Annotated in this window: 15 protein-coding genes; 6 read left to right on the plus strand and 9 right to left on the minus strand. The window is 49.6% G+C overall.

From position 1 onward, the window contains the following. Nucleotides 1-343 precede the first annotated feature (343 nt). From RC73_RS13955 to RC73_RS13965, 3 genes are read right to left on the minus strand one after another with little or no spacing between them, the layout of a single operon-like run. Nucleotides 344-1300, minus strand: coding sequence for an SPFH domain-containing protein (locus tag RC73_RS13955; protein ID WP_039035224.1), 957 nt, complete (start codon nt 1298-1300; stop codon nt 344-346). Continuing rightward, the gene (locus RC73_RS13960) at nt 1297-2223 is read right to left on the minus strand and encodes an SPFH domain-containing protein (RefSeq protein WP_039035225.1); all 927 of its coding nucleotides are present in this window, start codon (nt 2221-2223) and stop codon (nt 1297-1299) included. The genes RC73_RS13955 and RC73_RS13960 overlap by 4 nt, the downstream gene beginning before the upstream one ends. A 22-nt stretch (nt 2224-2245) precedes the next feature. Continuing rightward, nucleotides 2246-2707, minus strand: coding sequence for an NfeD family protein (locus RC73_RS13965; protein WP_039035226.1), 462 nt, complete (start codon nt 2705-2707; stop codon nt 2246-2248). A 413-nt stretch (nt 2708-3120) separates the two neighbouring features. Between RC73_RS13965 and RC73_RS13970 the strand changes: the two genes are divergently transcribed. Then, nucleotides 3121-3873 carry an outer membrane protein OmpK gene (locus RC73_RS13970; protein ID WP_039035227.1) on the plus strand — a complete coding sequence of 251 codons (753 nt, stop codon included), beginning with the start codon at nt 3121-3123 and terminating at the stop codon, nt 3871-3873. A 63-nt stretch (nt 3874-3936) separates the two neighbouring features. On the opposite strand, the gene udp is transcribed toward RC73_RS13970, so the two are convergent. Beyond that, nucleotides 3937-4695 (minus strand): uridine phosphorylase, encoded by a 759-nt coding sequence (udp, locus tag RC73_RS13975; RefSeq protein ID WP_025011557.1) that lies wholly within the window; start codon nt 4693-4695, stop codon nt 3937-3939. 307 nt (nt 4696-5002) lie between these two features. Between udp and RC73_RS13980 the strand changes: the two genes are divergently transcribed. Continuing rightward, nucleotides 5003-5215 (plus strand): YdcH family protein, encoded by a 213-nt coding sequence (locus RC73_RS13980; protein WP_039035228.1) that lies wholly within the window; start codon nt 5003-5005, stop codon nt 5213-5215. A gap of 67 nt (nt 5216-5282) precedes the next feature. On the opposite strand, the gene RC73_RS13985 is transcribed toward RC73_RS13980, so the two are convergent. After that, the gene (locus tag RC73_RS13985; protein WP_039035229.1) at nt 5283-6458 is read right to left on the minus strand and encodes a type III PLP-dependent enzyme; all 1176 of its coding nucleotides are present in this window, start codon (nt 6456-6458) and stop codon (nt 5283-5285) included. 446 nt (nt 6459-6904) lie between these two features. Here RC73_RS13985 and ygiD point away from each other — a divergent pair, with 446 nt between their 5' ends. Beyond that, nucleotides 6905-7684, plus strand: a complete 780-nt coding sequence (ygiD, locus tag RC73_RS13995) for a 4,5-DOPA dioxygenase extradiol (RefSeq protein ID WP_039035231.1) — start codon at nt 6905-6907, stop codon at nt 7682-7684. A 19-nt stretch (nt 7685-7703) separates the two neighbouring features. Here the strand turns inward: ygiD and RC73_RS14000 are convergent, their stop codons facing one another. Further along, the gene (locus tag RC73_RS14000; RefSeq protein WP_039035232.1) at nt 7704-8195 is read right to left on the minus strand and encodes a hypothetical protein; all 492 of its coding nucleotides are present in this window, start codon (nt 8193-8195) and stop codon (nt 7704-7706) included. Nucleotides 8196-8318: 123 nt separating this feature from the next. Here RC73_RS14000 and RC73_RS14005 point away from each other — a divergent pair, with 123 nt between their 5' ends. Beyond that, nucleotides 8319-9164 (plus strand): mechanosensitive ion channel family protein, encoded by an 846-nt coding sequence (locus tag RC73_RS14005; RefSeq protein WP_039035233.1) that lies wholly within the window; start codon nt 8319-8321, stop codon nt 9162-9164. On the opposite strand, the gene RC73_RS14010 is transcribed toward RC73_RS14005, so the two are convergent. After that, entirely contained in the window at nt 9165-10043 is an 879-nt protein-coding gene (locus RC73_RS14010; protein WP_039035234.1) for a radical SAM protein, read from the minus strand. A gap of 210 nt (nt 10044-10253) precedes the next feature. Here RC73_RS14010 and RC73_RS14015 point away from each other — a divergent pair, with 210 nt between their 5' ends. Then, nucleotides 10254-10505: a hypothetical protein gene (locus RC73_RS14015; protein WP_039035235.1), complete on the plus strand. Its 252-nt coding sequence runs from the start codon at nt 10254-10256 to the stop codon at nt 10503-10505. A gap of 56 nt (nt 10506-10561) precedes the next feature. Here the strand turns inward: RC73_RS14015 and RC73_RS14020 are convergent, their stop codons facing one another. Both RC73_RS14020 and RC73_RS14025 read right to left on the minus strand, forming a co-directional pair. Then, nucleotides 10562-10879 (minus strand): putative quinol monooxygenase, encoded by a 318-nt coding sequence (locus tag RC73_RS14020; protein WP_039035236.1) that lies wholly within the window; start codon nt 10877-10879, stop codon nt 10562-10564. Continuing rightward, nucleotides 10880-11347 (minus strand): GNAT family N-acetyltransferase, encoded by a 468-nt coding sequence (locus RC73_RS14025; protein ID WP_039035237.1) that lies wholly within the window; start codon nt 11345-11347, stop codon nt 10880-10882. Between the two features lie 683 nt (nt 11348-12030). On the opposite strand from RC73_RS14025, the gene RC73_RS14030 reads away from it, so the two are divergent. Further along, entirely contained in the window at nt 12031-13005 is a 975-nt protein-coding gene (locus RC73_RS14030; protein ID WP_039035238.1) for a LysR family transcriptional regulator, read from the plus strand. Nucleotides 13006-13016 lie beyond the last annotated feature (11 nt).

Consider the following 13016-nt stretch of genomic DNA (forward strand, 5'->3'; position numbering starts at 1 on the left):
GCAGTAATAAAAAGCGCTGCCCGACTAAAACTGAAATCAAAGCCCGAACAGGGCCTTAATGTGGTCTGCAAGACTTTAATTCAAAGAAGGAGTGGATAATTTTAAAATGCAGGGGCTTGATATATAAACAGAATCCATGACCCAGCAACTTTGGAGTATGTTTACACTACCGGAAACTACGGCACTCATTCGAGTCGCAAGCAAAAACCTAGAACTAAACAATCTGGTAAATAATCACGTGGCTGACAAGTACCTGCAAGACGCATCAAACGGGCACGGATACGGCGCCGGACAATGTATATCCTTAGCCGCATCCCCACCTTTCCATTCTTAGAGGATTAAATTAACTCCTGGGTGGAATGGTATCATTCTCTTCAGTCAGCCCGATTGAGGCCATCCAGGATTCAAAGTCCACCATGTTCCCCGGCAGGACTATCTTACTGCCAGGCTTGCTCAGACCACTGAGCTGCGCCAGATACTGCTCACCCAGTTGCATCCGCAGTGCGTTTTTGCCACCGGGCGCAGCGATCACTTCGGCCAACTTCTCTATCGAACCTGCAGTAGCGCGGGCAATCGCCAGTATCTCCTCGGCCTTACCTTCGGCCTCGTTGATTCGGCGCTGCATCTCACCCTCTGAGTGGTTGATCATCTCCTGTTTCAAACCCTCGGAGCGATTGATCTTACTCTGCTTATCGCCTTCACTCTTGGCCAGCAATGCCCGGCGTTCACGCTCGGCATTGACCTGCATCTCCATGGCGTTTTTCACGGTTTCCGGCGGCGTAATATTCTTGATCTCATATCTATGCACCCGAATCCCCCAGGTGGCACCGGCCTGATCCAGTACCTCTACCACCTTGGCACTAATCAAGTCGCGCTCTTCAAAGGTGCGGTCCAGCTCCAGAGTACCTATCACAGAGCGAGTGGTTGTTTGCGCCAGCTGAATCGCAGCATAACGATAATCGGTTACCCCGTAGCTGGCTTTAACCGGGTCCACCACAGAAATATAGATAACCCCATCGACTTCGACATTCACTTCATCGCTGGAGAAACATTCCTGAGGCGGTACATCTATGGTTTCTTCTTTAAGGTCATGGATATAGGCAACCTTATCAATAAATGGCAGCAGCGCATGGAAACCGGCATCCAGGGTCATATGATATTTACCCAAACGCTCCACAATATAGGCGGATTTGGTTGGCACCAAGCGAATCGACTGAAACAGCTTGATGATAAAGACCAGAAAAATAAGACCCCAGATCCCCAGTACGACCATGTCGGTATCTATCTGTCCCAGATTCATTTGCGCGCTCCTTTGCTACCGGCAGCTGTATTGCTGACTTGCTGAATACCCTCGAAAAAACCTTCCATCTTCGCCAGTTCAGTGGGAACCACAGAAATATCGGCCTTCTGCAAGATCTCACCGACCTGTTCGATAAACTGTTCCTTGAGCTGCATGTTCATCGCCTCGTTCCCGCCGTTGACCGCCAGCGCCTTGGCAATCATGGCCATACTCTCGGCTTGGGCGTTGGCAACAATCGCAATCTCCTGTGCCGTACCTTGAGCCTCGTTGATGCGTTTCTGTTTCTGGCCCTCTGAGATGTTAATCGCTTCCTGCCGCTCACCCTGAGACAGATTGATCATCGCTTCTTTCTCGGCGCTGGCCAGGGTGATTTCAGCGCGCTTGCGGCGCTCGGCTTCCATCTGCTTCTCCAGGGTGTGGATCACATGCCTGGATGGGCTAATGTTTTTGATTTCATATCTGAGCATCTTGATCCCCCAGGGATCGGACGCCTTGTCAATTTCGCGGACAATTGCCTCGTTGAGCGCGTCACGCTCTGAGAAAGTTTGGCTCAGGCTCAACTTACCTATCTCGGAACGCATGGTGGTTTGCGCCAAATTTACCGCCGCCATGCGGTAATCTTCAATCCCATAGCTTGCCAGCTTACCGTCCATCACTTTGAGGTAAACCAGACCGTCAACTTCCAGCTGGATATTGTCCTTGGAGATACAGCTCTGCGGCGGTACATCAAGCACCTGCTCACGGGTATCGTGGCGATAAGCCACTCGATCGAAAAAAGGGATTAAAAAGTGAAAGCCAGGCTGCAACACTGTACGGAATTTTCCCAAACGCTCAATGACATGCACCTCACGCATGGGCACAATCAACATCAGCTTATAGAGAATAAACAGAACAAAGAGTATAAAAATGGTAAATGCAAACATAGAGTCCTTCCTGCTTGATTGATTATTCAGAGTCGTCTAATGGTTCCACGACCAGCGCAATATTGTCGCGACAGATGATCTTCACCCGAGTACCGGCCGGGATCTCCGAGCCGTCTCCCAGTGCAGGCCAATCCGCCCCCTGAAATTCGACGCGACCGGTTTTTTCACCCGGCCCAATAGTTTCCTTGACCCGAGCCGGCAAATTAAACAGATCCAGCTCTTCGTCAGTATTGCCAACGTGAGAGTCCCCCCCCACCAAGCGTTGAGTCAGTTGCCTGAAGCTCAATAACAAAACGATTGAGGAGATAAACCACAGGGTTAGGCTTTGGGCCAAGCCATCAACCAAACCCACCCAGATAGCCCCGGCAACCACCAGACAAGCCGCGCCGAGAAATACTACTATCCCGCCAGGCAGTATCAGTTCGGCCAGCATCAGCACTATACCGACTAAGGCCCAATAAAGCATGGGATCCGAAGATGCCATATATCCCTCCCCCCCAAAAATCAAGTATCCATTCTCAGCACTATATCAGCAGTTACGCACCTTGGCGACATAATATGTCATGACGGGCAATTGAAACGACCTTGAATGAGCCGCACAAATGACTTTCAGCTCACAAAATTCAACTTTTCTTTACATCCCCGTTAACCCGCCTCGAATCAACAGCTCCCAAAATACAAGTTAAGTCATTGAATAAATGCAAAAATATTATTAAGTAACAAGTATTTCTGCCAGTTAAAAAAGCTTTGAGTCCAACGCGATTTTTCCCTATATTGCCATGGCTTTTTGACCGGCAATCGAATCACAGAATTCAGCCTTGACGAAATATTTCGTCAACAGATAGCTGCCGGCACAACAGCAAACCGCTTCTGACTCTACCAAAGGGATACTCTAAGATGAAAAAAATCTGCCTGTGTGCAGCTCTGTTACTCTCGCCTCAAGCATTCAGCGAACCTCTGGTGCAATGGTGGGATATCAATGTAACCGCACTCTATGGCCAGGACTATGACCTGGCACCATCCGACAAACAAACCACTTTTACCCTGGAAAGCGCCGGTGGCTGGAAATACGGTGACTGGTTTGTGTTTCAGGACTTTATCAATTTCAACGGCCACAATGGCGGCAAAGACAATACTACCTATGGTGAGATCTCTACCCGCTTCAGTGCCGGTAAAATTCTCGGCGAACCTGTGGGTTTCGGTCCGGTAACCGACCTGTCGCTGGCCCTGACGTTTGAAGAGGGTGAAGGCCCGGTTGAGACGCTACTCTACGGTGTCGGCATGGATCTCAAACTGCCCTACTTCACCTATTTCCAACTCAACACCTATCGCCGTGACGCCCAAAACAGCGCCAATCTCAGCGATGGCTGGCAATTGACTCCGGTGTTCCGTATGGACATTCCCGTGGGCAACAGCAAGATTGTTTTCGACGGCTTTATTGACTGGGTATTCGCCGCCGATGAAGACGGCTACAAAGAAAATATCCACATCAACCCCCAGATAAAATATGACCTGGGCGCAGTGCTTTTTGGTGAAGCCAAAAAGGATAAACTCTTGGTGGGTATTGAATATGATTACTGGCAGAACAAGTATGGTGTGGACGGTGTCGACCAGAACACCTATTCGGTAATAGCTCAGTACCATTTCTGAGCCGGATCATGCTTCATTAAAAAGGCGCTCGTTGAGCGCCTTTTCCATTTTTACCTATTAGGCCTAGGCCAGCAGTTTTCTGGCGGCGTTGACCACGATCGAAACCGCACTGACTTCAGTTTGCTTCATTGTTGCCTCGTTGGGGATCTCTTGTTGGGTACGGTTGACTATCACACCGGCCACACAAGCGGCACGCCAGCCTTGAGAAGCACACATGGTGAATAGAGTCGCGGACTCCATTTCATAGTTAAGAACCCCCATCTCCTGCCACTCTTTCATTGAACCGGCAAAACGGCGGGTTACCCGGCCACTAACGGTATCATAGCGTTCCTGACCCGGGTAGAAGGTGTCGGATGAGGCTGTAACCCCAATATGTGGTTCAATTCCGGCGTCACGACAGGCGGCAACCATGGCGGTGGTACACTCAAAGTTAGCCACTGCAGGGAACTCCATTGGTGCAAAGTGCAAGCTGGCACCATCGAGACGCACAGAAGCTTGAGTCACTATCACATCGCCCACATTCACATGAGGCTGAATTGCACCTGTAGTACCGACACGCAGGAAAGTATTAACCCCCAATTGCGCCAGTTCTTCCACAGCGATGGAAGTCGAAGGACCACCAATACCGGTAGAGCAGATCACCACCGGCTTACCATCAAGATAAGCCAGATAGCTGGTGTATTCACGATGGCTTGCCAAAAAAGTTGGCTTATCCATCAATTCAGCGATACGTTTAACTCGTTCAGGATCGCCGGGCACAATAGCCAGTGTGGCGCCATCCAACATCTGCTTGGTCAAACCCAAGTGAAATACATCAGCCATAGTGAAAACCCCTTTCAATTTTGATTGTAAAATTCGTCTCAACGAGACTCTATCCCAGTATGGAAGCGGATAAGATTAACTTGATCACAGATTTTACGGCAATAATTAAATATTAAGCCGTAAAAGAGTTACCAAGTTGGCTACAATTGTCTGACTATTTTTACCGCAACTTGTTCGAAAGCATAGCAGTAAAAGGCCTCACTCACCTCCACCAAACGGTTAATCTTTCCGTTGATCAAGGTCACAAATTCGTCATTTCAAACAGAGTAGGGTTAACACTAACCCCCCAGCCAACAGGAGTGCGCCAATGTTTCCGGAATACCGCGATCTGATCACCAGCCTCAAGAACAGCGATAGCCATTTTCAGAAGCTTTTTGATGAACACAATCTGCTGGATAAAGAGATAAAGAATAAGGAAAGCCAACTATCCAGTGAATTTACCCAAGAAGTCAAAGAGATGAAAAAGCGTAAACTGGAGTTGAAAGAACAAGTTTTCGCCATCCTCAAGGCGAACAATTAACCCCAAACAGATAGGGTGCCAATTGGCACCCTGTGTAAATCAATTTAGGCTAAAACCCTAGCCAGGATTACAAGTAGTAGTCTTGCAAAGGCGGAAAACCATTGAAGCACACAGCCGAATAAGTGGTGGTATAAGCGCCAGTGGTCAACCAATAAAGCCTATCGCCGATAGCCAACTCCTCTGGCAACCCATAACTGTACTGTTCATACATTATATCGGCGCTATCGCAGGTAGGCCCGGCAATGACGCAAGGTTGCAGCTCCCCTTGAGCCTCAGTGTAAATCGGAAACTTAATCGCTTCGTCCATAGTCTCAATCAGCCCGGAAAACTTACCGACATCGGTAAATACCCAGCGCTCCAGTGCCGTGTTGGACTTACGGCTGATGAGCACCACCTCAGAGACCAACACTCCGGCATTGGCAATCAAGGAGCGCCCGGGTTCCAGCACTATCTTGGGCAACTGCTCACCAAAATCTTCTTTGAGGAAATGAATGATCTGCTCGGCGTAAGTGGTAAGACTATTGGTCTTGTCGATATAGTTGGCCGGAAAGCCGCCGCCCATATTGATCATCTCCAGCACTATGCCGTGTTCCTCTTTGAGCCGGTCAAATATCACCTTCACCTTACCGATAGCCGCGTCCCAAGCCCCAATATCCCGTTGCTGAGAGCCCACATGGAACGACAAGCCGTATGGCTTTAACCCCAACTCCTTGGCCAGCACCAAAAGCTCATAGGCCATCTCGTTCTGACAACCAAACTTACGCGACAAAGGCCAATCGGCGGTTTCAGTCCCTTCGGTGAGGATCCGCACATAAACCTTGGCCCCAGGGGCTTCTTCGGCAATCATCCGCAGATCGGCCTCTGAGTCTGAGGCAAACATAGTCACGCCACGCTGGTAGAAAGCTCTGACATCCTTGCGTTTTTTAATGGTATTGCCATAGCTTATCCGCTCGGGGGAAACACCCAACTCCATCACCATATCCAGCTCATAGATGGAGGCTATATCAAAATTGGCGCCCTTATCACGCAGCAAGCTGAGGATCTCAGGTGCCGGGTTGGCCTTCACTGCATAATAAACGCTGGCAAAGGGAAAGCTCTGCACCATATCATCATACTGTTTCGCGATGATCTTGGTATCTATCACCACAAAAGGTGTCACCTTATCACTGGCAAAAGCTTTGATACGCTCAAAGGTTTCATTGTCATAATAATCAGCAACATCAATAGATTGAAATTGGCTCATTGGCCCTGTGTCTCCTCGACATTCAAGTGCGGCGAACAGCCTCGCCGATGCGGATTAAAATCCAGCGCAGTAAACGCTATTTCAGCCTCCCAGGCAATGAATTTTTATACATTAAAAATAATTTTTTATTCCAAAAATTCAAACCCTAACGACTACAAATTAAAATCATTAAGAATCATGCAATTACTACTTTCACCCTCAAATACAAACCATGATTGCTGCTCGCTTGAAGATGCTTCAAAGCAAACGGCTACAGGTAAAGCATAGCGGCAAGCAGGGGAGCAGGAGAGCAGGAGAGCAGGAGAGCAGGAGAGCAGGAGAGCAGGAGATATTCGATTTAATGGAAGTATATAGCGAGTATTTTGCGATTATTTTCAATCGAGCGTCCGGGTAAGCTGAATGCAAATATGTCAGGAGCTGCATCCGATAGCTGATTTGGAGACTCTATGTCCGCAACACAGATAATGCCGGCGCTGTTTCTGGGCCATGGCAGCCCGATGAACGCTTTGCAAAACAACACCACCACACAGCAGTGGCAAAAGCTGGGACAAACACTCCCCAGGCCCAGAGCGATATTATTACTTTCGGCCCATTGGTTGACACGGGGCACAGTTATTTCCACCGCACGTCGGCCGCAAACCATACATGATTTCGGCGGTTTTCCCGCCGAACTCTTTGCCATGCAGTACCCGGCCGTCGGCGCGCCGGAGTTGGCAGAGCAGGTTGCTGCCAGTTTGAGCATTCCTGTCACTCGTATCAATTCGCAAGGGTTGGATCATGGCAGTTGGTCGGCCTTGGTTCACCTCTACCCCGAGGCCGATATTCCGGTATTTCAGCTGAGTCTGGATCAAAACCTCAGAGCGCAGCAGCAGTTCCAGCTTGGACGCGAGTTAAGGCATTGGCGCGAGCAAGGCGTACTGATCATAGGTTCAGGCAATGTGGTCCACAATCTGCGCGTCCTGGCACCAGGCAGCCCACCACGGCCTTGGGCGACCCGGTTTAATCAAGCGGTTGCCGACAGTTTATTGGCAGAAGAATACTCAGCGCTGCTGGACTATAAAACCCTGGTCGATGCCAACACCGCCGAGCTGTGTCATCCAACAGATGAGCATCTGCAGCCGCTGTTTTATTTATTGGGAAGTGCCTTTTCAGGAGAGCGCAGGCTGCTGTTCAACAACAGCCTGGAGATGGGGGCTATCAGTATGTTGAGTCTGCAGCTCGGCTGAAGCTCTAGCTGCCAAGGGCTCAGTCTTGCAGCCCGGCTTCTTTGAGTGCCTGCTTCAGGGCTTCGGCATCATCAAAGTATTGCAGCTTGGTAATGGCCAACTTGTCCAGAGAGATCAGGCTGGCGGCATCCTTGGCGGCGGGCAGTAATTTGCTGATCTCACCCTCTTTGTCCAGGGCAATACTGAAAGTCAGATCCCGCATCTGTGGAATGGCAACAAATTTGGCAATCAAGGATGGCATACCGCTGATATCGGCCAGGTAAAAGATACCCGCCTGTTGCAACGCCTGATTATCACGGCCTTCGAGTGCAGTTTTGATGATCTCCCCGCCTTTCATGCTGCGGCCAAACAAAAGATACTTGGCCGAAGTATCCAACACCATGGTTGCTTCATGCTGATCCTGCAGCGAAATGGGAGTCAATCTATCGCCCACTGTATATTCGGAAGCCTGGATCACAGGGCTGACCAATATGGTCAGACACAGAGAAAATAAAAACGCAAAAGACTTCATATAGTTCCCTTTTAATTTGCCATAACAAAGAGGCAGAATACCCTGTTATTGAATACAAGTGAGTGACATGACTCAGGAATATTGTGTCCATATCTTGCGACATTTCAGGAAAGGAGCCAAGCAATGAAAAATACCGGGTTGGAGCTGGAGTTGGCGCAGCTGCAAAATGTTTATGATCTGATAACCGAGTTTTTGGTGAAATACAGCTTCCAACTCCTGGGTGCACTGATCATCTTTCTACTGGGGTTGTGGCTGGCCGCCAAAGTGGCCAACACCGTCAGCCGCCAGTTGGCAAAACACAATGTCGATGTCACCCTGGCCACCTTTGTCACCCATCTGGTGCGGATACTGATCATCATAATGATCGCCATCGTTGCCTTAGGTAAGTTGGGGATAAGCGTCACCCCCATGGTGGCAGCCATAGGTGCCGCGTCACTGGGTGCCGGGTTGGCAATTCAGGGCATGCTATCCAACTACGCCGCTGGGGTGACCATTATCGTCACTCGTCCCTTTATCGTGGGCAACACCATCACGGTCAAGGGGACCACTGGCCTGGTCAAAGATATTCATCTGGGGCTGACCATACTCACCAACGAGGAAGGCGAGCAGATTAGCATTCCCAATAAACACATTGTCGGCGAGATACTACATAACTCCTTTGCCAACAAGTTGGTGGAAACCCACTTCAATATCGACTATCAAGCCGATCCCCAGCAGGCGATAGCCATAGCTCAGGCGGTGCTCGGCAGCCATCCCAGTGTCGATGCCAACTCCCCATCACAGGTGGGTATCAATGGTTTTAACAGCACAGGCATAGATATCGGCGTGCGCTATTGGGTTCCCACTGCCAGCTATTTCCAGGATAAGTACCAAATAAATCTGCAAATCTGGCAAGGCCTGCAACAAGCAGGAATTCAGATCCCCTGCCCGGCACGGGACATAAGGATCACTGAGCGACAAGAGAACTGATCACAAGCCTCTTTGCCACTCGGCTCGCAGGGCGAAGCGTCCTGCGAGCGCCTCCTCAACCGTCGCCATCAATTTGGCCTTATCCCGCCCAAGTATGCCTTTCAGCACCAAATAATTGGAAGCATGATCCGAACGGAAAATGGTCTGCTTCAACTCCAACTCCTGCAGCAAATAACGCATCTCCAGCAACAGTTGTCTTTGGTCCGGCATTTGAAAATCGCCATCAAACGCACTATCCATTCTTTCCTTGCCAAGTGGCAGGGTCACCACCAGGGTACTGAGATAATCCGGCTGCACCTCATTCATCAACCGCGCTGAATTAAGTGCGTGTTGCCTCGATAAAGCCACACCCCCCAGACCATTGAGTATCATCACAGATGACTTAATCCCGGCAGCACGGATTTTCTCCAGCGCCGCCAGCGAGGAGGCGTAACTCTCCCCCTTGCCAATACGGGTCAGCACCTCGTCATCACCACTCTCGCAACCGACATACAGCAAGGACAGCTTAAGTTGCCGCAGCCGCTGTAGCTGCTCCACACTCTTGTTACCAAGGTTGCGTGGCAAACAATAGCTGCTGATGCGACTGACATTGGGTAAGTAGTGATGAATCAGCTCACAAATCTGTTCCAACCTGGCAAACGGCAAAGTCATGGCATCACCATCGGCCAAAAACACCCGGCTCACCTCGGCGCCGGAAGCTGCAACCCGGCGCAGGTCTTGCTCCACCTTTTCCAAATTAAACGCCCTGAACCGCTTTTGCTCCTGGGTATACATGTCGCAAAAGGCGCAGCGGTTCCAGCTGCAACCATTGGTTACCTGCAATATGAGAGATTTCCATTCCGATGGCGGCCGGAACACAGGTTCAATATAGGACAACATACGGCTCCTCCTCGATGACCCAATCGCTATTACCCCTTTATGTTCCGGTAACGACCAGGCTTAAACTTTAGGGCTAACACTGAAGCGCTAAATTAGTCTGTTTTTTGAACAAAATCATATTTTAAGTCATGCAAGCCTGTTATATTAGCCAAATACGTAACAACTGCAGCGCCTTATGGTCAGCAAGTGCCAATCTGGGAAAGAGTCACTATGATCGCCACACAAGTACCTGACAGACGAAAGCCGGACGCAGAGCAGGTCAGCAATAGCATCCATTGGCATGCCATGACTGCCGAGCAACAACTCGCCTTCTATCGCTTACAGGGATATGGTTATCGCTTGCTGTTTGTACGTAATCTGCTCAGTGGACCCTTGGCTATCATAGCTCAGCATGCACAGCTGGCGACTATCCCCTCGGCAGGAGAGCTGGATCTGCAACCGGATATTCGCCTGAGGGCCTGAAAATGCCCCGGACGGGGCATTGGTTTTAAAGCCTGCTTCAATTCATCCCGGAAATATCAGACGATGATTTCCTGATAAGTCTCTACATGATGGGACTCTACCAGCTCAGGCATTTGCTGATGGAAATAGTGCTGGATGGCTCCTTTAGCGCAGTGCTGATCGAAAGATTCGATGTCGACAAACTTCTCAACGAAAGTGATCCTGCGCGGCTCATCACGACTCTGATTCAACTCGTAACGAATGCAACCATCTTCCTTGCGAGTATCCGTGATTAGTGCCGCCAGCACCTCAATCAAAGCCTGTTCTTTGCCTGGTTTGGCCAGAAAGCTGGCCACACATACGATTTGACGCTGGTTTATACGATATAACGACATTCAAGTGTCCTTCTTTTGAGCATGCAACAACATATCCAGGTGGGGAATGCCATCTTCCAGATAAACATCTGAAACCGCTTCAAACCCCAAACTCTGGTAAAACGCCCGCAGATAATCCTGCGCGCCAATCTTGATATCTTCAGCCGGCCACAGCTTTTGACAATTAACAATCGCCTCCTGCATCAACTGCCTGGCGCGGCCATCACCACGAGCCTTGGGCGCGACTGCTACCCGGCCGATACTGACCTGGGAATAACTGACACCTGCTGGCAGCAATCTGGCATAAGCCAACAGTTCTCCGGAACTACCACGGCCAAGCAGGTGCATGGTCCCCGCCACGCGGTCTTTTTCATCCAACTCAGGGTAAGGGCAATTTTGTTCAACTACAAAAATATCCACCCTCAGTTTCATCAATTCATAGAGGGAGTCCAAGGTTAACTCTGTAAAGGGTAATAATTGCCACTGCACAGGTAGTACTCTGTTATTTCTCGGAAACTCAGCCTACACCAGTCTGAAATTCGGCGCAAAATATCTCAGCAATGAGTACGATAGGAGGGATGAAGATGTATAACCAAGAGACGCACGCTCCAATCATTGGCCTGCCCCATGATGTGGTCGATAAGACAGTGATCGCTCGTCCCGAGTCCTCAAAATAACCGGCCTTGCTTGTTATTCAAAGCCAAGCGCCACAAAGAAAAATAGCCCAAGTTACCGAGTTAAGCGCCAAGCCATCTCCCGGCGTAGCCTAGAGAAGGTGGGATAGGTTTGGTGCCGGAGGCCGGTGACAGACTATCGATAACACCAGTAAAGGTTTGGTCGGGAAACGCATCTAAATAGGTCTGTATCGACGAACCGGGTTATCAATGTGGAAGTCGGGCTCTGTCGAGTCCCCTTACCTCACACAACCCCATCCGGCACCAAGGGTCGAGCACAAGCAATATCAGTTTTTATATCAGCACTGTTTTTGGCTTCAATAAATATTGACTGCCGATGTCAGTAATCACATTCCAAGAGAGCCGAAGATAACGCTGACGGCCTCACTCATTGACATCATTAGACTCCTGAAGTTTGCAGTGGTATTTTACAACTGTCTCAGTAGATTTATTAGATACCCGATACTCAACCCACTGTTTCACAGGCGTAACAATAAAATGGATCTTAATCGGATACAGGTTTTTGCACAAGTTGTTGATAAGGGAAGCTTTACCGCCGCAGCTAAGGCAATGGGCATCACCAAGGCGACCGTTAGTCGTAAGATAGCCGAGTTGGAACACAGCACTGGAGTACAGCTTTTACTACGCACCACACGTAGCCTGAAACTGACTGAGGCAGGGTCTATTTACTTCAACAAAGTCAATAAAATACTCACGGATTTACGCAGCGCCGAAGATCAACTCAGCGCCAGTCAGCAAACTATCCGCGGCAACCTGCGTATTGTTTGCCCAATAGAATTTGGCCAGCAAGCTCTCGGCCCTGTAATTGCCAAATTTCTGGAAGACTATCCACAAATGCAGATTGAAGCCGAACTGACCAACCGCAAAGTAGATATGGTCGAAGAAGGGATCGATGTGATGTTTCATGTCCAGGGGTTGGATGACCCGAGACTGGAAAACTTCCGCCTGATAAATGCCCACAAGGTGTTGATGGCCAGCCCGGAATATCTACAGAAATTTGGTACACCGGCTTCACCCGATGAGCTATTGAAGCACAAAGGAATACGCCTGGCATCACCATACATAGATGGCAACTGGCGAATATTTGATGGCAAGCAGTGGCAAGAGATCATTCCCGACTGTCGCTTGCAGGTCAACAATATCACCCTGGCCAGAGAAGCCGCCATAGATGGCCTTGGGATCGCCAGCCTACCTATGATGATTGCCTATGATGCATTGCAGCGAGGTGACTTGCTGCCGATACTGCAAGATTTTCCCATGGAGCATGTCACTGTCAATCTCATCTATCCCAAACGCGCCTATCTACCGAGAAAATGCCGCACCTTTATCGAATACTTCTATGAAGCCTTGTTCCAACGTTGGGGTAATCTGGTATTGGACATACCCCCCTATGTCATTCCCCCGGAGAATTTGGCACAGATGACCCCGACCAATATCTGCTGTGACCATTGAGGGTTTGCTTT

Origin of the sequence: Shewanella sp. ECSMB14102 (genome assembly GCF_000813075.1) — a bacterium.
Lineage (GTDB): Bacteria > Pseudomonadota > Gammaproteobacteria > Enterobacterales > Shewanellaceae > Shewanella > Shewanella indica.

Excerpts from the sequence above, each read along its gene's own strand:
- ygiD (WP_039035231.1), top strand. The coding sequence starts at position 6,905 with ATGTCCGCAACACAGATAATGCCGGCGCTGTTTCTGGGCCATGGCAGC.
- RC73_RS14015 (WP_039035235.1), top strand. The coding sequence starts at position 10,254 with ATGATCGCCACACAAGTACCTGACAGACGAAAGCCGGACGCAGAGCAG.
- RC73_RS14020 (WP_039035236.1), bottom strand. The coding sequence starts at position 10,879 with ATGTCGTTATATCGTATAAACCAGCGTCAAATCGTATGTGTGGCCAGC.
- RC73_RS13985 (WP_039035229.1), bottom strand. The coding sequence starts at position 6,458 with ATGAGCCAATTTCAATCTATTGATGTTGCTGATTATTATGACAATGAA.
- RC73_RS13970 (WP_039035227.1), top strand. The coding sequence starts at position 3,121 with ATGAAAAAAATCTGCCTGTGTGCAGCTCTGTTACTCTCGCCTCAAGCA.
- RC73_RS13960 (WP_039035225.1), bottom strand. The coding sequence starts at position 2,223 with ATGTTTGCATTTACCATTTTTATACTCTTTGTTCTGTTTATTCTCTAT.
- RC73_RS14030 (WP_039035238.1), top strand. The coding sequence starts at position 12,031 with ATGGATCTTAATCGGATACAGGTTTTTGCACAAGTTGTTGATAAGGGA.
- RC73_RS13980 (WP_039035228.1), top strand. The coding sequence starts at position 5,003 with ATGTTTCCGGAATACCGCGATCTGATCACCAGCCTCAAGAACAGCGAT.
- RC73_RS14000 (WP_039035232.1), bottom strand. The coding sequence starts at position 8,195 with ATGAAGTCTTTTGCGTTTTTATTTTCTCTGTGTCTGACCATATTGGTC.
- RC73_RS13955 (WP_039035224.1), bottom strand. The coding sequence starts at position 1,300 with ATGAATCTGGGACAGATAGATACCGACATGGTCGTACTGGGGATCTGG.
- RC73_RS13965 (WP_039035226.1), bottom strand. The coding sequence starts at position 2,707 with ATGGCATCTTCGGATCCCATGCTTTATTGGGCCTTAGTCGGTATAGTG.
- RC73_RS14005 (WP_039035233.1), top strand. The coding sequence starts at position 8,319 with ATGAAAAATACCGGGTTGGAGCTGGAGTTGGCGCAGCTGCAAAATGTT.
- RC73_RS14010 (WP_039035234.1), bottom strand. The coding sequence starts at position 10,043 with ATGTTGTCCTATATTGAACCTGTGTTCCGGCCGCCATCGGAATGGAAA.
- udp (WP_025011557.1), bottom strand. The coding sequence starts at position 4,695 with ATGGCTGATGTATTTCACTTGGGTTTGACCAAGCAGATGTTGGATGGC.